General features: G+C 39.6%; 23 protein-coding genes. 15 read left to right on the top strand and 8 right to left on the bottom strand.

Annotated elements, in window-relative coordinates:
* The first annotated feature begins 15 nt into the window (after positions 1-15).
* Together atpD and N8M16_RS02395 are read left to right on the top strand one after the other, a co-directional pair.
* Positions 16-1,422 carry a F0F1 ATP synthase subunit beta gene (gene atpD, locus N8M16_RS02400; RefSeq protein ID WP_000094357.1) on the top strand — a complete coding sequence of 469 codons (1,407 nt, stop codon included), beginning with the start codon at positions 16-18 and terminating at the stop codon, positions 1,420-1,422.
* A 10-nt stretch (positions 1,423-1,432) separates the two neighbouring features.
* Positions 1,433-1,852, top strand: a complete 420-nt coding sequence (locus N8M16_RS02395; RefSeq protein WP_000068037.1) for a F0F1 ATP synthase subunit epsilon — start codon at positions 1,433-1,435, stop codon at positions 1,850-1,852.
* Positions 1,853-1,896: 44 nt separating this feature from the next.
* Here the strand turns inward: N8M16_RS02395 and N8M16_RS02390 are convergent, their stop codons facing one another.
* Positions 1,897-2,910 carry a lactonase family protein gene (locus N8M16_RS02390; protein WP_004256587.1) on the bottom strand — a complete coding sequence of 338 codons (1,014 nt, stop codon included), beginning with the start codon at positions 2,908-2,910 and terminating at the stop codon, positions 1,897-1,899.
* A gap of 172 nt (positions 2,911-3,082) precedes the next feature.
* On the opposite strand from N8M16_RS02390, the gene N8M16_RS02385 reads away from it, so the two are divergent.
* The 6 genes from N8M16_RS02385 (at position 3,083) to N8M16_RS02360 (ending at position 9,838) form a co-directional block, all read left to right on the top strand.
* On the top strand, positions 3,083-5,065 hold the full coding sequence (locus N8M16_RS02385) for a peptide ABC transporter substrate-binding protein (protein WP_247953157.1): 1,983 nt from the start codon (positions 3,083-3,085) through the stop codon (positions 5,063-5,065).
* Between the two features lie 117 nt (positions 5,066-5,182).
* The gene (locus N8M16_RS02380; protein WP_033681681.1) at positions 5,183-6,349 is read left to right on the top strand and encodes an AI-2E family transporter; all 1,167 of its coding nucleotides are present in this window, start codon (positions 5,183-5,185) and stop codon (positions 6,347-6,349) included.
* Complete coding sequence (locus tag N8M16_RS02375; protein WP_261056342.1) at positions 6,339-7,568, top strand: tetratricopeptide repeat protein; 1,230 nt, start codon at positions 6,339-6,341, stop codon at positions 7,566-7,568. Before N8M16_RS02380 ends, N8M16_RS02375 begins: the two co-directional genes overlap by 11 nt.
* Positions 7,569-7,708: 140 nt before the next feature.
* Positions 7,709-8,350, top strand: coding sequence for an amino acid ABC transporter permease (locus tag N8M16_RS02370; protein ID WP_049487112.1), 642 nt, complete (start codon positions 7,709-7,711; stop codon positions 8,348-8,350).
* A 9-nt stretch (positions 8,351-8,359) separates the two neighbouring features.
* Positions 8,360-8,989: an amino acid ABC transporter ATP-binding protein gene (locus tag N8M16_RS02365; protein ID WP_261056341.1), complete on the top strand. Its 630-nt coding sequence runs from the start codon at positions 8,360-8,362 to the stop codon at positions 8,987-8,989.
* 9 nt (positions 8,990-8,998) lie between these two features.
* Positions 8,999-9,838, top strand: a complete 840-nt coding sequence (locus N8M16_RS02360; RefSeq protein ID WP_261069571.1) for an amino acid ABC transporter substrate-binding protein — start codon at positions 8,999-9,001, stop codon at positions 9,836-9,838.
* 61 nt (positions 9,839-9,899) lie between these two features.
* Here N8M16_RS02360 and lysS read toward each other — a convergent pair whose 3' ends face one another.
* The 5 genes from lysS to N8M16_RS02335 form a co-directional block, all read right to left on the bottom strand.
* Entirely contained in the window at positions 9,900-11,390 is a 1,491-nt protein-coding gene (gene lysS / locus N8M16_RS02355; RefSeq protein ID WP_261056339.1) for a lysine--tRNA ligase, read from the bottom strand.
* Positions 11,391-11,527: 137 nt separating this feature from the next.
* The gene (locus N8M16_RS02350; protein WP_049500382.1) at positions 11,528-12,145 is read right to left on the bottom strand and encodes a histidine phosphatase family protein; all 618 of its coding nucleotides are present in this window, start codon (positions 12,143-12,145) and stop codon (positions 11,528-11,530) included.
* Positions 12,145-12,627 (bottom strand): aminoacyl-tRNA deacylase, encoded by a 483-nt coding sequence (locus tag N8M16_RS02345; protein ID WP_061423884.1) that lies wholly within the window; start codon positions 12,625-12,627, stop codon positions 12,145-12,147. The genes N8M16_RS02350 and N8M16_RS02345 overlap by 1 nt, the downstream gene beginning before the upstream one ends.
* Entirely contained in the window at positions 12,627-13,469 is an 843-nt protein-coding gene (locus tag N8M16_RS02340; protein WP_261069570.1) for a DUF368 domain-containing protein, read from the bottom strand. Before N8M16_RS02340 ends, N8M16_RS02345 begins: the two co-directional genes overlap by 1 nt.
* 94 nt (positions 13,470-13,563) lie before the next feature.
* Positions 13,564-14,364: a glycoside hydrolase family 25 protein gene (locus tag N8M16_RS02335; protein WP_049544045.1), complete on the bottom strand. Its 801-nt coding sequence runs from the start codon at positions 14,362-14,364 to the stop codon at positions 13,564-13,566.
* A 154-nt stretch (positions 14,365-14,518) separates the two neighbouring features.
* Here N8M16_RS02335 and glmU point away from each other — a divergent pair, with 154 nt between their 5' ends.
* From glmU to N8M16_RS02300, 7 genes are all read left to right on the top strand, one after another.
* Positions 14,519-15,898 (top strand): bifunctional UDP-N-acetylglucosamine diphosphorylase/glucosamine-1-phosphate N-acetyltransferase GlmU, encoded by a 1,380-nt coding sequence (glmU, locus tag N8M16_RS02330; RefSeq protein ID WP_084930169.1) that lies wholly within the window; start codon positions 14,519-14,521, stop codon positions 15,896-15,898.
* A 9-nt stretch (positions 15,899-15,907) separates the two neighbouring features.
* Positions 15,908-16,453: an NUDIX hydrolase gene (locus N8M16_RS02325; RefSeq protein WP_261018307.1), complete on the top strand. Its 546-nt coding sequence runs from the start codon at positions 15,908-15,910 to the stop codon at positions 16,451-16,453.
* 11 nt (positions 16,454-16,464) lie between these two features.
* Entirely contained in the window at positions 16,465-16,776 is a 312-nt protein-coding gene (macP, locus tag N8M16_RS02320; protein WP_049532083.1) for a cell wall synthase accessory phosphoprotein MacP, read from the top strand.
* A 16-nt stretch (positions 16,777-16,792) separates the two neighbouring features.
* Positions 16,793-17,485, top strand: coding sequence for a 5'-methylthioadenosine/adenosylhomocysteine nucleosidase (locus N8M16_RS02315; RefSeq protein WP_261069569.1), 693 nt, complete (start codon positions 16,793-16,795; stop codon positions 17,483-17,485).
* Between the two features lie 76 nt (positions 17,486-17,561).
* A complete protein-coding gene (gene rocS / locus N8M16_RS02310; RefSeq protein ID WP_000021242.1) occupies positions 17,562-18,053 on the top strand; it encodes a chromosome segregation protein RocS in 492 nt (163 codons plus the stop codon).
* A gap of 251 nt (positions 18,054-18,304) precedes the next feature.
* Entirely contained in the window at positions 18,305-18,895 is a 591-nt protein-coding gene (locus tag N8M16_RS02305) for a 3'-5' exonuclease (RefSeq protein WP_261069568.1), read from the top strand.
* A gap of 8 nt (positions 18,896-18,903) precedes the next feature.
* Positions 18,904-20,667 carry a glycerophosphoryl diester phosphodiesterase membrane domain-containing protein gene (locus tag N8M16_RS02300; protein WP_023946939.1) on the top strand — a complete coding sequence of 588 codons (1,764 nt, stop codon included), beginning with the start codon at positions 18,904-18,906 and terminating at the stop codon, positions 20,665-20,667.
* 72 nt (positions 20,668-20,739) lie between these two features.
* Here N8M16_RS02300 and N8M16_RS02295 read toward each other — a convergent pair whose 3' ends face one another.
* Both N8M16_RS02295 and N8M16_RS02290 read right to left on the bottom strand, forming a co-directional pair.
* The gene (locus N8M16_RS02295) at positions 20,740-21,039 is read right to left on the bottom strand and encodes a YbaB/EbfC family nucleoid-associated protein (protein ID WP_000981526.1); all 300 of its coding nucleotides are present in this window, start codon (positions 21,037-21,039) and stop codon (positions 20,740-20,742) included.
* Positions 21,040-21,260: 221 nt separating this feature from the next.
* Positions 21,261-22,313, bottom strand: coding sequence for a DUF6287 domain-containing protein (locus tag N8M16_RS02290; protein WP_261069567.1), 1,053 nt, complete (start codon positions 22,311-22,313; stop codon positions 21,261-21,263).
* Between the last annotated feature and the right edge of the window lie 3 nt (positions 22,314-22,316).

The raw sequence follows: 22,316 nt of genomic DNA, 5'->3' as shown, positions 1-22,316 counted from the left end.
GAATAGGAGAAGGAGATGAGTTCAGGTAAAATTGCTCAGGTTATCGGTCCCGTTGTAGACGTCTTGTTTGCAGCAGGGGAAAAACTTCCTGAGATTAACAATGCACTTGTCGTCTACAAAAATGACGAAAGAAAAACAAAAATCGTCCTTGAAGTAGCCTTGGAGTTGGGAGATGGTATGGTCCGTACTATCGCCATGGAATCAACAGATGGTTTGACTCGTGGAATGGAAGTATTGGACACAGGTCGTCCAATCTCTGTACCAGTAGGTAAAGAAACTTTGGGACGTGTCTTCAATGTTTTGGGAGATACCATTGACTTGGAAGCTCCTTTTACAGAAGATGCAGAGCGTCAGCCAATTCATAAAAAAGCTCCAACTTTTGATGAGTTGTCTACCTCTTCTGAAATCCTTGAAACAGGGATTAAGGTTATCGATCTTCTTGCCCCTTACCTTAAAGGTGGTAAGGTTGGACTTTTCGGTGGTGCCGGAGTTGGTAAAACCGTCTTAATCCAAGAATTGATTCACAACATTGCCCAAGAACACGGTGGTATTTCAGTATTTACCGGTGTTGGGGAACGTACTCGTGAGGGGAATGACCTTTACTGGGAAATGAAAGAATCAGGCGTTATCGAGAAGACAGCCATGGTATTTGGTCAGATGAATGAGCCACCAGGAGCACGTATGCGTGTTGCCCTTACTGGTTTGACAATCGCCGAATACTTCCGTGATGTAGAAGGACAAGACGTGCTTCTCTTTATCGATAATATCTTCCGTTTCACTCAGGCTGGTTCTGAAGTATCTGCCCTTTTGGGTCGTATGCCATCAGCCGTTGGTTACCAACCAACACTTGCTACGGAAATGGGTCAATTGCAAGAGCGTATCACATCAACCAAGAAGGGTTCTGTAACCTCTATCCAGGCTATCTATGTGCCAGCGGATGACTATACTGACCCAGCGCCAGCAACAGCCTTCGCTCACTTGGACTCAACAACTAACTTGGAACGTAAGTTGGTACAATTGGGTATCTACCCAGCCGTTGACCCACTTGCTTCAAGCTCACGTGCCTTGGCACCTGAAATCGTTGGAGAAGAGCACTATGCAGTTGCTGCTGAAGTAAAACGCGTTCTTCAACGTTACCATGAATTGCAAGATATCATTGCTATCCTTGGTATGGATGAGCTTTCTGATGAAGAAAAGACCTTGGTTGCTCGTGCTCGTCGTATCCAGTTCTTCTTGTCACAAAACTTCAACGTTGCGGAACAATTTACTGGTCAACCTGGTTCTTATGTTCCAGTTGCTGAAACTGTTCGTGGCTTTAAGGAAATCCTTGATGGTAAACACGACCACTTGCCAGAAGATGCCTTCCGCGGTGTAGGTTCTATCGAAGATGTGATTGCAAAAGCTGAAAAAATGGGATTTTAAGAGGTGATCTATGGCTCAGTTAACTGTCCAGATCGTGACACCAGATGGTCTCGTCTATGATCACCATGCCAGCTTTGTATCAGTTCGAACTCTGGATGGTGAGATGGGAATCTTGCCACGACATGAAAATATGATTGCAGTTTTAGCAGTTGATGAGGTTAAGGTTAAACGTGTAGATGATGAAAATCACGTGAACTGGATTGCAGTAAACGGAGGCGTTATCGAAGTTGCTAATGGTGTTATCACAATCGTTGCTGACTCTGCAGAACGGGCTCGTGATATCGACGTTAGTCGTGCAGAACGTGCCAAACTTCGAGCAGAGCGTGAAATTGAAGAAGCACAAGACAAACACTTGATTGACCAAGAACGTCGTGCGAAGATTGCACTGCAACGTGCCATTAACCGTATTAATGTCGGAAATAGACTATAAGAAAAAAATGAACTTGAGTTACCAAGTTCATTTTTTATGTTTTCTTAAGGGGCAAAACTGATGCAGACTGCTTCTGGGACATGGAAGTCATTAGAAAGTTCTGCTAGACGTCCAGTTTCAGAATTGCGTTTAAAGACAGTTGCATTGTCAGAGTCCTGATGGACAGCAATGACAAATTCTTGATCCGGTGTCAAATCAAAATCACGTGGAGTCTGACCATGTGTCGGAACGATTTCTAACAACTCTAAGCTACCGTCCGCAAGAATTGTATATACTGCGATAGAATCATGACCACGGTTAGAGGCGTAGAGGTATTTACCATCTTTAGAGAGACGAATAGCAGCAGTACCATTAAAGCCTTCATAACCGTCTGGTAGAGTTGAAATGACTTGCATGCGTTCAAATTCGCCAACACCATCGTAGATTAGAACTTCGATAGTGCTATTGAGTTCACAAATGAGATAAGCGATTTTATAATGGTTATGGAAAATAATATGGCGTGAGCCTGCTCCTGGCTGGCTATGATAGGTATAGAGCTTAGATAATTTTCCTTCTGAATCAAGATCGTAAGTAATTACTTGGTCAGTACCCAAGTCGCAGGTCACTAGATAGTGGTCAGGTGTTAAATCTGTATAGTGAACATGTGGAGAAGCTTGATTTTCATGTGGACCTTGGCCACTGTGTTGATCAACATCACTAAGTAGAAGACAACCATCTTCCTGACGTTTATAAACAAGGACCTGTCCCTTGTGGTAGTTTGCCGCGTAAACCAAATCACGCTCTTCATCAACGGCAACATAACAGTGGGGGGCTCCCTCTTCAACGACGTGATTTAATAAGGTACCATTAGTTTGATAGGCTGCAATTCCACCCTTATCGTCTTGACTACCAACAGTGTATAAATGTTGATGCTGGTCAAAGGCAAGGTAGGTTGGACTTGGCTCAGTAGCAAAAAGTTCTAGATTTGAAAGCTGACCAGTTTCTGTATCAAAGTCTGCCTTGTAAATCCCTTGAGAAGTACGACGTGTATAAGTTCCAAAATAAACAGTTTCTTTCATAACTTTACCTCTATAATAAAGATATGACTATTATATCACAAAAATTGTAGTTGGAGGAATTCTATAACACATAATTAAACATAATAAAATATTAAATTTAACTTGTTTTTGTATTGATTTCCTTTTGAAAAGTGCTATAATAATCCTATACAAATTGCAAAGGAGTTTGTTTATGAAAAAACATGTTTTCTTAGCAGCAGGAGTTGCTGTACTCTCGGCAGCTGTCCTAGCCGCGTGTTCATCTGGTAATGTTAATAAAGAAGCAAATAAACCAGTTACTTATGCCTATGTATTTTCATCAGATCCTTCGACTCTGGATTATACAGTTTCTGGAAATGTCAGCACTAAACAGGTCACAGGTAACGTTATTGACGGTTTGCTTGAAAATGACCAATATGGCAATCTGGTTCCATCAGTTGCAGAAGATTGGACTGTTTCCAAAGATGGTTTAACCTATACCTATAAAATCCGTCAGGGAGTCAAATGGTATACCAATGAGGGGGAAGAGTATGGTGAAGTCAAGGCTCAGGACTTTGTAACTGGTCTGAAACATGCAGCAGATAAGAAATCACAGGCTCTTTATCTCGTACAGGATTCTATCAAAGGATTGGATGACTATGTAAATGGGAAAACAACAGATTTTTCTAGTGTTGGGGTAAAAGCAACTGACGATTATACTGTAGTCTATACTTTGAATCATCCAGAATCTTTCTGGAATTCAAAAACAACAATGGGAGTCCTTGCACCAGTTAATGAAGACTTTTTAGCTTCTAAAGGAGATGACTTTGGTAAACCAACGGATGTAACGAGCATTCTCTACAATGGGCCTTATCTCCTCAAAGGTCTTACATCTAAGTCTTCTATCGAAATGACCAAAAATCAAAACTACTGGGATAAACAAAATGTCTTTATTGATGATATCAAGTTATCCTTCTTTGATGGTCAAGATGCAGACTCTCTAGGACGCGGTTTTGATGAGGGACACTATCCAGCTGCACCTCTCTTTAAAAACTCTGCCAACTATGAACGTCTAAAAGAAAAGTACAAGGATAATATTGTATACAGTCAACAAAGAGGTGGCGTATTCTATATGTCTACTAATATCGACCGTGTAAATTACAATCACACTGCTAAAACAAGTGATGCAGAAAAAACTTCTACTAAGAAAGCCTTGTTAAACAAAGATTTCCGTCAAGCCTTGGCTTTTGCGGTAGATCGTAAAGCAGGGATCTCTCAAGTATTTGGTGATGAAGTAGGACCTCGTAAGTTACGGACAAGTTTCACTCCTCCAACATTTGTTCAAGTAGGAGATCAAACATTTGGTCAAGTTACTAAGACAGAATTGGATAAATTGGATAATGTCTGGAAAGATGTCAGTCTTGATGATGCCCAAGATTCACTACATAGTGTAGATAAAGCCAAAGCTAAGTTTGAAGCTGCTAAGAAAACCCTTCAAGCTGAAGGAGTACAGTTCCCAATTCATTTAGATTTGCCAATTTCTTCATCAAATCCAGATTTTATTCGTCAGGTTCAGTCTTATAAACAATCCATTGAGGAAGCCTTAGGCTCTGACAATGTAGTTGTTGATATTCAACAAGTTTCTGATGACGAATTGGGAAGTATGACTACTCTAGCTACTTCCAATGCAAATACTGACTGGGATATTAATGCAGTCAGTGGTTGGACTCCAGACTTTGCAGATCCATCGACTTATCTAGATGTATTTGATCCAACTTCAGGTCCAAGTCTCCTAAGTGCTCTTGGTGTGGCACCAGGAACAGACAATCCAGTTATTAAAACAGTTGGATTGGATAAATACAAAGAACTGATTGATGATGCAAATAGTGAGAAAACAGACCTTCAAAAACGTTATTCCAAATATTCTAAGGCTCAAGCTTGGTTGTCAGATAGTGCACTTGTTATTCCAGTATACTCTGATGGTGCTCAAATGCTAGTGACGAAAATGGTTCCTGGCAGTGGTGCCGGTGGCTGGGTAGGTGACAAGACTAGTGAAAATAGCTACAAGTATCTGAAAATCCAAGATAAGATTGTCACTACTAAAGAAATGGATGAGTTCCGCAAGAAATTTGCTGATGAAAAAGCCAAATCCAATGCTGATTATCAGAAGAACTTAGACCGTCATATTCAAGACTAATCGAATCTCCTCTTTTGAGGAGATTTTTTATGTTGCTGTCTCCATGTAAGCACTTTAAAAAAGAGTTATTTTGATTTAAAAATGGTATAATGAGAGAACAATAGAAAGGAAGTATTTATGGAGCAAAAAGAGAAACATTTTAGCCTATCTTGGTTTTTCAAGTGGTTTTTGGATAACAAGGCCATTACGGTATTTTTGGTAACCTTATTATTGGGACTCAATCTGTTTATTTTAAGTAAGATTAGTTTCTTATTTTCACCTGTTTTAGACTTTTTGGCAGTCGTGATGTTGCCAGTCATTCTATCTGGCCTGCTATACTATTTGTTAAATCCTATTGTTGATTGGATGGAGAAACACAAAATCAATCGTGTTATAGCGATTAGTATTGTCTTTGTCATCATCGCTCTTTTTATCATTTGGGGCTTGGCAGTAGCTATTCCGAATCTGCAACGTCAAGTTTTAACATTTGCAAGAAATGTACCAATCTACCTCGAAGATGCTGATCGAGTTATTGATGATTTGGTAACTAAGCGTTTACCAGATGATTTCCGACCTCAGTTAGAACAAGTTTTGACAAACTTCTCTAGTCAGGCTACAGTTTGGGCAAGTAAGGTTTCATCTCAGGCAGTCAACTGGGTGAGCGCCTTTATTAGCGGGGCTTCTCAAGTGATTGTTGCCTTGATTATCGTTCCGTTCATGCTCTTTTATCTCTTACGTGATGGGAAAGGCCTGCGTCACTATTTGACCCAATTCATGCCGACAAAATTGAAAGAACCTGTTGGACAAGTTTTATCAGATGTGAATCAACAGTTGTCTAACTATGTTCGAGGGCAAGTAACAGTAGCTATTATTGTAGCAGTAATGTTTATCATCTTTTTCAAGATTATTGGTCTACGCTATGCGGTTACGCTGGGTGTTACTGCTGGTATCTTAAATCTGGTTCCTTATTTGGGTAGCTTCTTAGCCATGCTTCCTGCCCTAGTATTGGGTTTGATTGCTGGGCCAGTCATGCTTTTGAAAGTAGTGATTGTCTTTATAGTAGAACAAACTATTGAAGGCCGTTTTGTCTCTCCATTGATTTTGGGAAGTCAATTAAACATCCATCCTATTAATGTTCTCTTTGTTTTGTTAACTTCAGGATCCATGTTTGGTATCTGGGGAGTCTTGCTCGGTATTCCAGTTTATGCCTCTGCTAAGGTTGTCATTTCAGCGATTTTCGAATGGTATAAAGTAGTCAGTGGCCTATATGAACTAGAGGGAGAGGAAGTCAAGAGTGAACAATAGTCAACAGATGTTACAGGCTTTGGAAGAGCAAGATTTAACCAAGGCTGAGAACTATTTCGTCAAAGCTTTAGAAAATGATCCAAGTGACCTTTTGTATGAGTTAGCCACCTATCTTGAAGGGATTGGTTTTTATCCTCAGGCCAAGGAAATTTACCTGAAAATTGTAGAGGATTTTCCAGAGGTTCATCTTAATCTAGCAGCAATCGCTAGCGAGGATGGTCAAATTGAAGAAGCCTTTGCCTATCTTGAGGAAATCAAATCTGACAGTGACTGGTATGTGTCGGCTTTGGCTCTGAAAGCGGACCTTTACCAGATGGAAGGTTTGACAGATGTGGCGCGTGAGAAACTGCTGGAGGCTTTGACCTACTCAGAGGATCCTCTCTTGATATTGGGATTGGCAGAGTTGGATAGTGAGTTGGAAAATTACCAAGAAGCTATTCAAGGCTATGCCCAGTTAGATAATCGTACTATTTATGAGCGAACAGGCATTTCTACCTATCAACGGATTGGCTTTGCCTATGCTCAGTTAGGGAAATTTGAAACGGCTACAGAGTTTTTAGAAAAAGCCCTGGAGTTAGAATACGATGACCTAACAGCTTTTGAGTTGGCCAGTCTTTACTTTGATCAAGAAGAATACCAAAAAGCTGTCCTCTACTTTAAGCAGCTTGATACCATTTCACCTGATTTTGAAGGATATGAGTATGGTTACAGTCAGGCCTTACATAAGGAACATCAAGTTCAAGAAGCCCTGCGTATCGCTAAGCAAGGGTTGGAGAAAAATCCATTTGAAACTCGTCTCTTGCTGGCTGCTTCACAATTTTCTTATGAATTGCATGATGCTAGTGGAGCAGAGAACTACCTCCTTACTGCTAAAGAAGATGCTGAGGATACGGAAGAAATCTTACTCCGTCTAGCAACTATTTATCTGGAGCAGGAGCGTTATGAAGACATTCTAGACTTGCAAAGTGAGGAGCCAGAAAATCTTTTGACCAAGTGGATGATTGCTCGTTCCTATCAAGAAATGGACGATTTGGATTCTGCCTATGAGCATTACCAAGAATTAGTAGGAGATTTGAAGGACAATCCAGAGTTTCTGGAACACTATATCTATCTCTTGCGTGAACTGGGCTACTTTGAGGAAGCAAAAGTCAATGCCCAAGCTTACTTAAAACTAGTTCCAGATGATGTGCAAATGCAAGAACTGTATGAGAGATTGTAAGAATATATTTTTAAAAACTGTATCTAATCATTTTTGATAGATATAGTTTTTCTTTTTCAAAGAGAATTTTTTTACAAAAATTCTTGGTTGTTTTGTTTATTTATGCTATAATAGGAACAATTATTTTTAGGAGGTGCAGTATGTCTTATTTGTTTGAGATATTACCGAGTTTATTGAGCGGTGCAAGCATGACTTTGCAGGTTTTTGCACTGGTCTTGATTTTTTCTATTCCCTTGGGCGTTTTGATTGCCTTTGCCTTGCAAGTCCATTGGAAGCCCCTCCATCATCTGATTAATATTTATATTTGGATTATGCGGGGAACACCCTTGCTCTTGCAATTAATCTTTATCTATTATGTGCTGCCAAGTATTGGGATTCGTTTGGACCGTCTTCCTGCGGCTATCATTGCCTTTGTGTTGAATTATGCGGCTTACTTTGCTGAAATCTTCCGTGGAGGGATTGATACCATTCCTAAAGGTCAATACGAGGCTGCTAAGGTCTTGAAATTCAGTCCTTTTGACACAGTACGCTATATTATCTTGCCCCAAGTGACCAAGATTGTTCTTCCTAGCGTATTTAACGAAGTCATGAGTTTGGTCAAGGATACTTCTCTGGTCTATGCTCTAGGCATTTCAGACCTTATCTTGGCTAGTCGTACAGCTGCAAACCGTGATGCTAGCCTGGTTCCTATGTTCTTGGCAGGAGCCATTTACTTGATTTTGATTGGTATTGTGACCATTCTTGCCAAAAAAGTTGAGAAGAAGTACAGTTACTATAGATAGGAGGCTGCCATGTTAGAATTACGAAATATCAATAAAGGCTTTGGTGAAAAGCAAATTTTGTCCAATTTCAGTCTAAAAATTCCTGAAAAGCAAATCCTAGCTATCGTTGGTCCTTCTGGTGGAGGTAAGACAACTCTCTTACGTATGCTTGCAGGTCTGGAAACCATTGATTCAGGGCAAATCTTTTATAATGGAGAACCTTTAGAACTGGATGAATTGGAGAAACGAAATCTACTGGGATTTGTATTCCAAGATTTTCAACTGTTCCCTCATTTATCAGTTCTAGATAATTTGACCTTATCGCCTGTGAAAACCATGGGGATGAAGCAGGAAGAGGCTGAGAAGAAGGCGCGAGGGCTTTTGGAACAATTAGGACTGGCTGGTCATGCAGACGCCTATCCTTTCTCACTATCTGGTGGGCAAAAGCAGCGGGTTGCCTTGGCGCGTGCTATGATGATTGATCCAGAAATCATTGGCTACGATGAACCAACTTCGGCTCTAGATCCAGAATTGCGCTTGGAAGTGGAAAAACTGATCTTGCAAAATAGGGAACTTGGCATGACGCAGATTGTGGTTACCCACGATTTACAGTTCGCTGAAAATATCGCAGATCAGATTCTCAAGGTTGAGCCCAAGTAGGAGGTGCCGATGACTAATAAGAAAATTGCTTTAGTATTGGTTTCTATCCTGACTTTCTTTTTAACGGCTTGCACTCAGAAGGCTAGTGATCCAAAGCAGGATAACTGGGATAAGTATCAAGAGAAGGGGAGTATAACCATTGGTTTTGATAATACCTTCGTACCTATGGGATTTGAAGAAAGGAATGGTCAATATACAGGATTTGATATTGACCTAGCAGAGGCTGTCTCTGAAAAATTAGGTTTTAAGGTTCAATTTCAACCAATCGACTGGGATATGAAGGAGACAGAACTGCAAAATGGAACCATAGATGCCATTTGGAATGGCTATTCTGCGACTGATGAACGCCGAGAAAAAGTTGCCTTTAGTATTCCTTATATGGAAAATCAGCAAGTACTAGTTACGAAGAAAAGCAAGCAAATTCGTTCAGTAGAGGATATGAAGGATAAGACCTTGGGAGCCCAAGCAGGATCCTCTGGTTATCTAGACTTTGAAGCGCAGCCAGATTTATTGAAAAATCGTGTTAAAGACCAGAAAGCCAATCAATATCAGAGTTTCAATGAAGCCTTGATTGATTTGAAGAATGATCGAATTGATGCCTTGTTGATTGACCGAGTGTATGCTAATTACTATCTTCAGTCTGAGGGGATATTAAATGACTACAATGTCTTTTCGGCTGGATTTGAAAGTGAATCCTTTGCAGTCGGAGTTAGACCAGCTGACAAAAGATTACTACAAGCTTTAAACCAAGCTTTTGTTCAACTTTACCAAGAAGGGAAGTTCCAAGAGATTAGCCATAAATGGTTTGGAGAAGATGTAGCAACCAAAGAAGTGAAAAGTAGAGATTGAGTTTTTACTCAGTCTCTTTTTGTATCGAAAAATCCTCTGGCAAGTACCAGAGGATAAGAGGTTATTTCATTGTTGGGAAGAGTAATACATCACGTATAGTAGTTGTATCAGTGAGTAGCATGCAGAGACGATCGATACCGATTCCCAAACCACCTGTTGGTGGCATACCGTATTCAAGGGCTTCAATGTAGTCGTAGTCGATACCTGTCGCTTCATCATCACCAAGTTCTTTAGCTTTAGCTTGGGCTTCAAAACGGCTAAGTTGGTCGATTGGGTCGTTGAGCTCAGTAAAGGCATTACCGTACTCCTTAGTCATGATAAAGAGTTCGAAACGGTCAGTAAAGCGTTCGTCTTCAGGATTTTTCTTAGCCAGTGGAGATACAGCTACTGGATGTCCATAGACAAAGGTTGGTTGGATTAAAGTTTCTTCAACAAACTCTTCAAAGAAGGCATTGATGATGTGGCCAACTTCAGTGTAGTGTTTTTCAACTGGAACTTTCTTCTCAGCAGCGATAGCTTTGGCTTCTTCCAAAGTCATGTCTTGCCAGAAATCTACACCAGTAATTTCTTTGATAGCATCCACCATGTGAACACGTTTAAATGGTTCATTGATTTTGATTTCAGTACCTTGATAGTTAATTGGGCCATCGCCTTTGACTGATTTAGCAGCGTGTTGGATAATACCTTCAGTCAAGTCCATGATGTCTTGGAAGTCTGCATAAGCTTGGTAAACTTCGATAGAAGTAAACTCAGGGTTATGAGTAGCATCCATTCCTTCGTTACGGAAGATACGTCCGATTTCATAGACGCGTTCCATACCACCGACGATAAGGCGTTTCAAGTGAAGCTCAGTCGCGATACGAAGCACCATGTCAATGTTTTGGGCATTATGGTGGGTGATAAATGGACGGGCAGCAGCACCACCAGCTTCATTGTGAAGAACAGGTGTTTCGACTTCAAGGAAACCTTTTTGATCAAGGTAACGACGGATTTCAGAAATGATTTTTGAACGAGTGACAAAGCGCTCAAAGCTTTCACGGTTAGAAATCAAGTCAAGGTAACGTTTACGGTAAATTGTTTCAACGTCTGTCAAACCGTGGAATTTCTCAGGAAGTGGGCGGAGTGCTTTAGATAAGTGAGTGATGTGAGTAGCTTTGATAGAGAGTTCTCCCATATCTGTACGCATCACTTCACCTTCGACACCAAGGAAGTCACCAAGGTCTGCTTTTTTGAAGATATCGTAGTTTTCTTCACCGACAGCATCCTTACGAACGTAAATCTGGATTTGACCTTCGCGGTCTTGAAGGTGGGCAAAACCTACTTTACCTTTACCCCGTTTGGTTACCAAGCGTCCTGCGATAGTAGCTGTTTCATTTTTATCATGTAATTGTTCTTTATCGAGGTCGGCATATTTATCTTTTAATTCTTGTGAATTTGCAGTGCGTTCAAAGCGTTTTCCGAAAGGATCGATTCCTTGTTCACGGAGCGCAGCCATTTTTTCACGGCGAACGATCTGCTGGTCATTTAGTTCTTCCATATGTTCTGTTGACATGGGATCCTCCTAGTTTTACTCAAAATTGAATACGATGAGTCATTTTTTGCGATACTCCCATTTTATCATAAATAAGCAAGAAATTCACGGATAATCTTTCAAAACTAAAAAGAACTTGACGCTAAAATCAAGTTCTGTTATTGATAGGAAGTATCATTCCAAGTATCAAGGGTAAATGTTTCAAAGTCATGGGTTTCTAGAATGGTTAGGCTGGCATTTGCTAGACCGCCATCTTTACGAAGAAGTGGTTCTTTATAACCTAGAAGAGTACGAAGACTGGCAGTAAGATTGGCGCCGTGTCCGACAATTAGAATACGCTCAGCTGGACTATCTTTTAATGATTTGATAAATTGGATAGTCCGTTGCGTAGTGCTATAGAGGGACTCGGCTCCAAACATTTGAGTGTCAAATTGAGCAAGGTTAGATCGGAAAGCTTTGATTTGTTGCGGATAAATAGCTTCCAAGGTTGCAATTTTCAAACCTTCCAACTTACCCAGCTGCCATTCACGAAGATTAGGAACACTTTCTAAAGGACAGGGAGTCTGGAGTTGACTTTGGATAATCTCAGCAGATTTGACCGCTCGAGGTAAATCACTTGAATAAATCTGATCAAAAGGAATCTCCTTTAGATACTGGCCAAGTCGTTTTAGGGTGTCAATGGATTCAGGAAGAAGGGGAGAATCTCCACTAGCACCTTGAAAGCGTCCTTCTTGGTTCCAGACTGTACGACCGTGGCGGACAAAGTAGAGTTTCATTACTTGCTGTCCTCCAAGATATCTACAAAGTCAGCCTTTACAAAGCTAGCCAAGTCTTGTGGTGCGACGATAATGCTGTGACCAACTTCGCCAGCAGAGACAATCATTTGATCCAAATCTAGAGCAATCTTATCGATAAAAATGGGATAATTGTGTTTCTGACGAATACCGACAGGATTATTGGCTCCGTGAATATAACCTGTTGTTTTTTCCAAGTCCTTTTGTGGAATCATGCTCACTTTTTTATTGCCAGAAATTTTGGCTAGTTTCTTTTCAGACAAGTGTTGGGTGATAGGGACAATTCCAATAATCGGTCCTGTTTTATCTCCCAAAAGAGCCAAGGTTTTAAAAATCTGATCTCGTTCATAACCTTGAGGAAGCTCTCCTTCCAGGGCATTGATTTGAATCCCCTGATGTGGGATACCTGCTTTAGACAGGATTTGTTCCACCAATGTTTTTTTGATTTTAACTTTTTTTGCCATTATTTATATTTATCCTCCAATTGACTCATCCAAATACCAAGCCAGATTCCAAGTGCAAAGAAGAAGGCGATGATGACATACCCAACAAGTGAAAGACCTGTGTATTGGATACTTTCAGCGTTTCCTGCATTTGGAATCAAGATCAAAAGAGTACTTGATAAGACGATTCCGATGATGAAATGATAGACGCGTGAGTGGTAGTTGTTTAAGGCATAATCCATCAATTTTGAAAAAATAATGAGAGTTGCGCCTGCTCCGATTCCAATCGGGAAGAAGGTTCCCAAGAGGTCAAAGGTTTTAAAACCAGTCAACATAGGAGCATAGAGACCCAAAATCAAAAGGAGGTTTGATGGACTGAGGCCAGGAACTAATACGCCAAGAGCCAGCAGTGCACCAGCTAGGACGAAATTAAGAAAGCTGGCACTTAAGGTTCCAACAACAAAATTTAAGGCGTAGAGTCCTAATCCAGAAATGATAAAGGTTGTCCAGAACCAAGCTAAATCAATCTTGTCTCGGTCAGATTCTCGAGTTGATTCTTTGAGAAGGCTAGGAACTGTACCAATGATGGCACCCGCAAAGCTCCATAAGACAAAGACCTGATAATTTTCAAGCAGGTATTCAATCGGGTAGGAAAATAATCCGATTCCCAGAAGCATACCGATGGCAACTGGAATAAAGTACAAAACATTTTCTTTAAAGTCTTTAAAGGGATGGGCTAGAAAGCCAATTATCCGTTCATAAATGCCTAAGATTGCTGCTAGAACCCCTCCGGAAATTCCCGGTAAGATAAATCCAAGAGCAATGACAATCCCTTTAATAACACGTGCTAACCATGAGAGCATATTTTTCCTCCAACTATTTCTATTTCAAAAAATCCTTACTATATTGTATCACAATCAAACACAAAAAGAAAAAGCAAATGATAAACAAATGCTTTTAAGGTTTTAAAAAGATTTTTCTAAAGGTTTCTTCTTTGTTTTTTAAGGAAGAAATGACGTTGATATCCAAATCGTGGTCAAAGCCAGCAATTTTTCCTTTAGATGTGTATTGGTGAATGTCGTAATCTAAATCAGTCTTAGGAGTAGCTTCGTAAAATCCTGAGTCAGAACCATAGGAAGGAATCCAAACAGACGTAAACTTGTCTGTATCAATACTGTGTTCTTCCATGAAGTAGACCCCAACGTAGATGCCGATATTTTTAGCACCAAGTGATTCTAGTTTTGCTCGAAAGGCTTCAACACCTTCGTTCATATTGGACATGGTTTTGTCTTCCACATCTAGCCAATAGTAACTAGGGCTGTATGGCGATGAAGCGTTATAAAAAACTTCAGCAGCCTTTTCCATTTCTTGGACACTTTTTCCAGCTACAAAGGCATAGACACCAACTGGGACATTTCGTTTTTGAAACTCGGTAATATGGGTTTTAAAGGCCTTATCTACCCCATTAACAAAGGAAGCATCGTTTTCTTTTAAAGACTGAGCGCCACTATGTACACGAACGATAGCTCCAGAAATGTTTTGGGACAGAGTATCGTAATTTATTTCCTCAGGACGTTGCCAACCAGAAACATCAATTACCGGTTTATCTATATTGTGTAGCGCTTGCGTTTCTACTTGCGCGATATTTGACTTTGTTTTTACAGGATGGTCCTCAAAACGAGGGCGATTCAGGATTAAAATGAAAATCATAATCCCAAAAAAACCAAACAAAATAAGCGGATTTATTTTCTTTCTCATATCTCATAATTTTACCTTAAAAATGAAAAAAAATCAAAAAAAATACTCAAAAAATGGGTTAAGAAAGGACTTTAGAGCATTTTTTCATTCAAGAGCGCGGAATGATTTGAAATATGGTATAATAAAAGGGAATTTCTAGAGAAAAGAGAAGATTATGTCAAATTATGCCATTATTTTAGCAGCGGGTAAAGGGACTCGCATGAAATCTGATTTGCCAAAAGTTTTGCACAAGGTTGCGGGTATTTCTATGTTGGAACATGTTTTCCGTAGTGTGGGAGCTATCCAACCTGAAAAGACAGTAACAGTTGTCGGACACAAGGCAGAATTGGTTGAGCAGGTCTTGGCTGGACAGACAGAATTTGTGACTCAATCTGAACAGTTGGGTACTGGCCATGCAGTTATGATGACGGAGCCAATCTTAGAAGGTTTGTCAGGTCACACTTTGGTCATTGCTGGAGATACTCCTTTAATCACAGGTGAAAGCTTGAAAAACTTGATTGATTTCCACATCAATCATAAAAATGTGGCTACTATCTTGACTGCTGAAACAGATAATCCTTTTGGCTATGGACGAATTGTGCGTAATGACAATGCTGAAGTTCTTCGCATTGTTGAGCAGAAGGATGCTACAGATTTTGAAAAACAAATCAAGGAAATCAACACTGGAACTTACGTTTTTGATAACGAGCGTTTATTTGAGGCTTTGAAAAATATCAATACCAATAATGCTCAAGGAGAATACTATATTACAGATGTCATTGGCATTTTCCGTGAAGCTGGTGAAAAAGTTGGCGCTTATACTTTGAAAGATTTTGATGAAAGTCTTGGGGTAAATGACCGTGTGGCTCTTGCGACTGCTGAGTCGGTTATGCGTCGTCGCATCAATCATCAGCATATGGTCAATGGAGTTAGCTTTGTCAATCCAGAAGCAACTTATATCGATATTGATGTTGAGATTGCGCCTGAAGTTCAAATCGAAGCCAATGTTACCTTGAAGGGGCAAACGAAAATTGGTGCTGAGACTGTTTTGACAAACGGTACTTATGTAGTGGATAGCACTATCGGAGCAGGAGCTGTTATTACCAACTCTATGATTGAAGAAAGTAGTGTTGCAGACGGTGTAACTGTTGGACCTTATGCCCACATTCGTCCAGGTTCAAGTCTAGGTGCCCAAGTCCACATTGGGAACTTTGTTGAGGTTAAAGGCTCTTCAATAGGTGAGAATACCAAGGCTGGTCATTTGACTTATATCGGAAACTGTGAAGTGGGTAGCCATGTTAACTTTGGTGCTGGAACCATTACAGTCAACTATGACGGCAAAAACAAATACAAGACAGTCATTGGAAACAATGTCTTTGTTGGTTCAAATTCAACCATTATTGCGCCAGTAGAACTTGGTGACAATTCCCTCGTTGGTGCTGGTTCAACGATTACTAAAGACGTGCCAGCAGATGCTATTGCTATTGGTCGTGGTCGTCAGGTCAATAAAGACGAATATGCAACTCGCCTTCCTCATCATCCTAAAAATCAGTAGGAGTCTATCATGGAATTTGAAGAAAAAACGCTTAGCCGAAAAGAAATCTATCAAGGGCCAATTTTTAAACTGGTCCAAGATCAGGTTGAATTACCAGAAGGTAAAGGAACTGCCCAGCGCGATTTGATTTTCCACAATGGAGCTGTCTGCGTTTTAGCTGTAACAGATGAACAAAAACTCATCTTGGTCAAGCAGTACCGCAAAGCCATCGAGGCTGTCTCTTACGAAATTCCAGCCGGAAAGTTGGAAGTAGGAGAAAATACAGACCCTGTCGCAGCAGCCCTTCGTGAATTAGAGGAAGAAACAGCCTATACAGGGAAATTAGAACTCTTGTACGATTTTTACTCAGCCATTGGCTTTTGTAATGAAAAGTTAAAACTATACCGAGCAAGCGATTTGACGAAAGTGGAAAATCCGCGTCCGCAGGATGAAGATGAAACCTTAGAAGTCATTGAAGTGAGCTTAGAAGAAGCCAAGGAATTAATCCAATCAGGTCATATCTGTGATGCCAAGACAATTATGGCTGTTCAGTATTGGGAATTGCAGAAAACATAGAGGAGGTCAGTATGGGTAAACCTTTATTAACGGATGAAATGATTGAAAGGGCTAATAGAGGCGAAAAAATTTCAGGTCCTCCTTTACTAGATGATGAGGAGACCAAGATTTTACCAACCTCTTCTTCCCGTTTTGGTTATGCCAATCCTAAGGGACATGGTTTTAGCCAGGAAACCTTGAAGATTCAGGTCGAACCGTCTATTCATAAAAGTCGTCGCATTGAAAATACCAAGAGAAATGTCTTCAATTCCAAACTGAATAAAATCTTATTTGCAGTCATCTTTCTCTTAATTTTGCTTGTCTTAGCAATGAAACTTTTGTAATAGAAAAGGAATTGAAATGAAAATAGGAATTATTGCGGCTATGCCAGAAGAACTGGCGTATCTGATCCAGCATCTAGAAAATGCCCAGGAGCAAGTTGTTTTAGGGAATACCTATCATACTGGAACCATTGCTTCTCATGAAGTCGTTCTTGTAGAAAGTGGAATTGGTAAAGTCATGTCTGCTATGAGTGTGGCGATTTTGGCTGATCATTTTCAAGTGGATGCTTTGATTAACACAGGATCAGCTGGGGCAGTAGCAGAAGGTATTGCTGTTGGGGATGTTGTGATTGCTGACAAATTAGCCTATCATGATGTGGATGTCACAGCTTTTGGCTATGCTTATGGACAAATGGCACAACAACCGCTTTATTTCGAATCAGATAAAACCTTTATTGCTCAAATCCAAGAGAGTCTATCTCAATTGGACCAGAACTGGCATCTTGGTTTGATTGCTACAGGAGATAGTTTTGTTGCAGGAAATGACAAGATAGAAGCGATTAAGTCCCATTTCCCAGAAGTTTTAGCTGTTGAGATGGAGGGGGCAGCTATTGCTCAGGCAGCGCATGCCCTTAATCTTCCAGTTTTAGTCATCCGAGCTATGAGTGATAATGCCAACCATGAAGCAAACATCTCTTTTGATGAGTTTATTATCGAAGCTGGACGTCGCTCTGCCCAAGTCTTATTAGCCTTTTTGAAGGCCTTAAATTAAGCGAAAATTTGACAGTTTTTCTAGCTTATGATAAGATTTAAGTAAAGAAAAGCTAGAAAACGTTTCAGAGGATATTATGAGTATTGAAATGACCGTCAGTGAGATTGCAGAGGTCTTAGGATTATCTCGCCAAGCAATCAATAACCGTGTCAAAGAATTACCAGAAGAAGACACAGATAAAAATGACAAAGGGGTAACAGTCGTTACCAGAAGTGGCTTGATTAAGCTAGAAGAAATCTATAAAAAAACGATTTTTGAAGATGAGCCTGTCAGTGAAGATGTCAAGCAACGTGAACTGATGGAGATTCTGGTTGATGAGAAAAATGCAGAAATTCTTCGTCTTTATGAACAATTAAAAGCCAAGGATCGTCAGTTATCAGAAAAAGACGAGCAGATGCGTATCAAAGACCGTCAGATTGCTGAGAAAGACAAACAACTCGATCAGCAACAACAATTGACCCTTCAAGCCATGAAGGATCAAGAAAATCTTAAGCTAGAGCTGGACCAAGCAAAAGAAGAAGTCCAATCAACTAAGAAAGGCTTTTTTGCTCGTTTATTTGGAGGATAATCAAGGAGCTGTTTAGGTTAAATGCTAACCTGATGGCTTCTTTTGTTTCTAAATAGTATAGTTGCTCAATTAATACTCAATGAAAATCAAAGAGCAAACTAGGAAACTAGCCGCAGGCTGCTCAAAGCACTGCTTTGAGGTTGTAGATAAGACTGACGAAGTCAGTTACATATATCTACGGCAAGGCGAAGCTGACGCGGTTTGAAGAGATTTTCGAAGAGTATAAAATAACAGTATAGGAGAGGTATAGAATGGAACGATTAGAAGATTACATTGCTTTCGATTTAGAATTTAATCAGCATGAAGGGCAAACACACTTGATTCAAGTATCGGCAGTGCGTTTTAGAGATGGTCAGGAAATCGATGCCTATGATTCCTATGTCCACACTAGTGTGCCTCTAAAGAGTTTTATCAATGGTTTGACTGGGATTACAGATGAGACCTTAAAAGATGCTCCTCCAGTGGAGAAAGTCATAAAAGATTTCCAAGATTTTGTGGGTTCTTTACCCATGGTTGGCTACAATGCTGCTAAAAGTGATTTGCCTATTCTAGCAGAGCATGGTTTAGATTACAGCCTGCAGTACAAGGTGGATCTGTATGATGAAGCTTTTGAACGCCGTAGTTCGGATTTACATGGTATTGCCAATCTCAAATTGCAAACTGTTGCCTCGTTTCTTGGATTTCAAGGCCAGTCTCATAATAGCTTAGAGGATGCTCGGATGACGGCGCGTGTTTACGAGTCCTTTCTAGAGTCGGATCAAGCTAGAGAATTGTTAGGGGCAGAAAGTAGCCTATCGAACAATCCTTTTGGAGGCTTGGACTTGTCTCAATTATTTGACTAGGAGTGCCTATGAAACCTGAAAAACCTAAAAATCTAGGTTTTAAGCAGATATACTTTAATCTAGATAAAATACTCTTTCTCTTTTTCTTGACTTTCATGATGATTGAGTTTGTCTGGTTACCATCAAATTCTTGGATTGCTGGACTTTTGCTCCGTCAGACAGGCTATCTCTTTCTTTCCTACAACAATATTTTTGCCATTATAAAAGGTTCTCCCTTTGTTAGTCTTGCTTTATTTATTCTGGTAATCGTTAATTTACTGATCGCCTATTACCAGATAGGACTTCTCTTTATCGGAGCCCGGCACCTACTCTATCATGAAAAGAGAACTTTGCTGGAGTACAGTCGTAAGGTCTTTCGACAAAGTTTCTTGTTTATGAAGCAAGCGACACTTTCCAAGATAGCCTTTATCTTCTTTTATATCATGATGCTCTTTCCATTGATTCGAAAGATTTTAAAGATTTATTACCTCAATAAAATCGTCATTCCGGACTTTATCGTTGATTATGTGGAAGACAAGTATTGGCTAGTAGGTATAGTGGTTACTATTCTTGCTTTACTTCTATTTTACATTTCAGTGCGCTTGATGTTTGCCCTACCTCAGCTTTTATTTGAGAAGAAAACAGTCAAAGAAGCAGTCAGATACAGTCTAGAGAAGACAAGAAAGCACTCTTGGTTTTATATTTGGAACTTGCTTTGGATTGTCGTCAAAACCTACATATTTTTCATTCTTTTATTGATCCCAATCTTGACAAGTCAGGCACTGATGGATGGTTTGACCCATAAGGAATCTCTTGTGATGGGAATTATTAACTTTGTCTTGATTAAGAATTTCCACTATATGGCCTTGACTTACTTTCTCATTAAGTTTGTTTCCTTCTTAACAGGAGAAGAATTAGAAATCACACCAAGGAGAAAGAAAGACCACTGGATGAGATGGGGAGTGATGGGATGTGCTGCTATCTTTTTCGCTCTTGAGGGTTATGTTTATTTAGAAGCTCCAGTTGCTAACAAACCTTTGATTATCTCTCACAGGGGAGTATCTAATAAGAATGGTGTGCAAAATACCGTCCAATCACTAGAAAAAACCGCTCAGTTATCTCCAGACTTCGTTGAGACGGATGTTCAGGAAACAAAAGATGGCCAGTTTGTCATGATGCATGATGCCAATATCAAGAATTTGACAGGAGTTAATGCCAAACCTCAGGATTTAACCTTGGAGGAATTGACCAAACTCGATATTTCAGAAAATGGTTATCATAGCAAGGTGTCTAGTTTTGATGACTATCTCAATAAAGCCAATGAATTACATCAAAAACTCCTTATTGAAATTAAAACTAGTCGAAAAGATAGCCCAGATATGATGAAACGCTTTATGGAAAAATATGGAACTGTTCTTAAGCAGAATGGTCACCAAATGCAATCCTTGGACTACCATGTGATTGACCAGGTTTTAGCCTACGATACTCAAATTCCAGTCTTTTTAATCCTACCTTATAATAGTATTTTTCCAAGAACCAAGGCCACAGGTTATACTATGGAGTATTCAACCTTGGATGAAAATTTTGTCAACAAGCTTTGGAATACCGATCAAAAATTGTACGTGTGGACCATCAATAGTTCAGAGTCCTTTGATAAATCTGTTCATTTGGGTGCAGACGGCATGATAACGGATGACTTGGAAATGATTCAAGATCAGGTTACCATTGCCCAAGAAGACCCAGAGTATACGGATTTACTGTTCAAACAGGCCATGGAATTCTTTAATTTTTAGTAAGCAAAAAGAGGAACAGTTGTTCCTCCCATGATAGGCAAGTATTCTCTTGAATGCTTGTTTTTCTTATGCTTAGAATGGCAATTTTCCAGCGAAAGCACCTAATTTTTTCTTGGTAGTTTCATCGATTTGTTCAAGAGCAGAGTTGATGGCTTGAACAGTCATATCAGAAAGAGTTTCAAGATCTTCAGGGTCAACGACAGCTGGATTGAAGTCAATGCTGACAACTTTTTTGTCACCTGTTAAGGTAGCTTGAACAAGGTCTTGAGCAGATTTGCCAACAAATTGCATAGCAGCAAGTTCTGCTTGACTTTGTTCCATTTGTTTTTGAAGTTTTTGTGCTTGGCGCATCATGTTTTGCATGTTCATCATGGTGATTTATAGTTTCCTTTTATCTTATTTTCTTTTTTATTTTATCAATTTTAACGTTAAAAGTCTAATCTTTTTCTGAGTGAATTCATCAAGTATCGATAGAAATGTAGATAGAATAAAAATATAGGATAGATATTCTAAGAGCATAAGAATATTTATCCTATATGTGTTTATGAAAAGTTGCTAGATATTTTATGAGCTAGTTTAAGAGTTTACTAACACTATTCTACTTTGTAGAAAAATCCCTCAGTACTGCCATTGATGAGTTGGTGTCCAAACCATAAGCGGTCTTGTGTAATATCAGACGAGTCAGTATAGCCATTATCTGAAGAAGAGGTGACAGACATGGTTATAGGGATTCCTGCTGGTAAAAAGGCAATAGCTGCACCACCAGCACCACCAGCTTTAGGAAGTAAACTTGCTTTAAGATAGCGGTCGGTTTCTTTAGCATATTCAATTGAAACTTTGGAATGATCACTTACCAAGCCATTTTTATCGAAAGTAAATTCAATACCTGTACCATTCCTCCAAGTTCCTATGACACTAGAAAAATCTCCATTTTGAATTGCAGAAATCTCCATTCCTTTACTTTCTGATGGAAGGCTTGTTTCTCCATTTATGAGGCTTGTGACAGATTTCCAAGAGAAAGACCTTATGTCAAGGGAAGGTGGTTTTGTCCCCAGTCCCTCTTCTGTATCTGATTCGCTAACTAACTCTAACTGTGTTCTATCCTGATTCAACTTGTATAGTTTAAGTTGGATTTGATTAGTAGATACTCGGGTAGATAATTGGAAATAGCCGTTTTCTAAAGGATTAAAATGAACGCGTTCTCCAATAAAGTCCAGATTATTTTCTGCATTGGTCAGTCGAATAACTTCACCATTTTTAAGAGTTCGAATATCTAATAAATCGTAATAGTTAGAATACGTTTTTAGAGCAATCAAAAGTTCGTCCGTACCGTCTTGGTCTAAATCATACAAGCTATACTGTAATCCATAATATTCGTTAGGATAAGTATTTTTTAAGTTTGCTTTTGAATTGACCTCTGTATGTGAAGCTGGTGAACCATCTAATACTTTGGCATATTCTTTAAGGACAGTATTGTATAGGGTGTAGTCAGTTTTCTTCTCTTCCGATGTGGAAGTAGATGAACTGCTACTAGAAGTAGTTACTTCAGAACTTGCTGAGGGAGTGTTTTCACTCTGATGTTGGCAAGCTGTTAGAAGAGAGATAGTTAAAATACTGGCACTGAATAGAAATAATAATTTTTTCATGTA

The organism is Streptococcus mitis, assembly GCF_946188375.1.
GTDB classification, from domain to species: domain Bacteria; phylum Bacillota; class Bacilli; order Lactobacillales; family Streptococcaceae; genus Streptococcus; species Streptococcus mitis_CX.
This window is presented reverse-complemented; position numbering and strand designations above follow the sequence as displayed.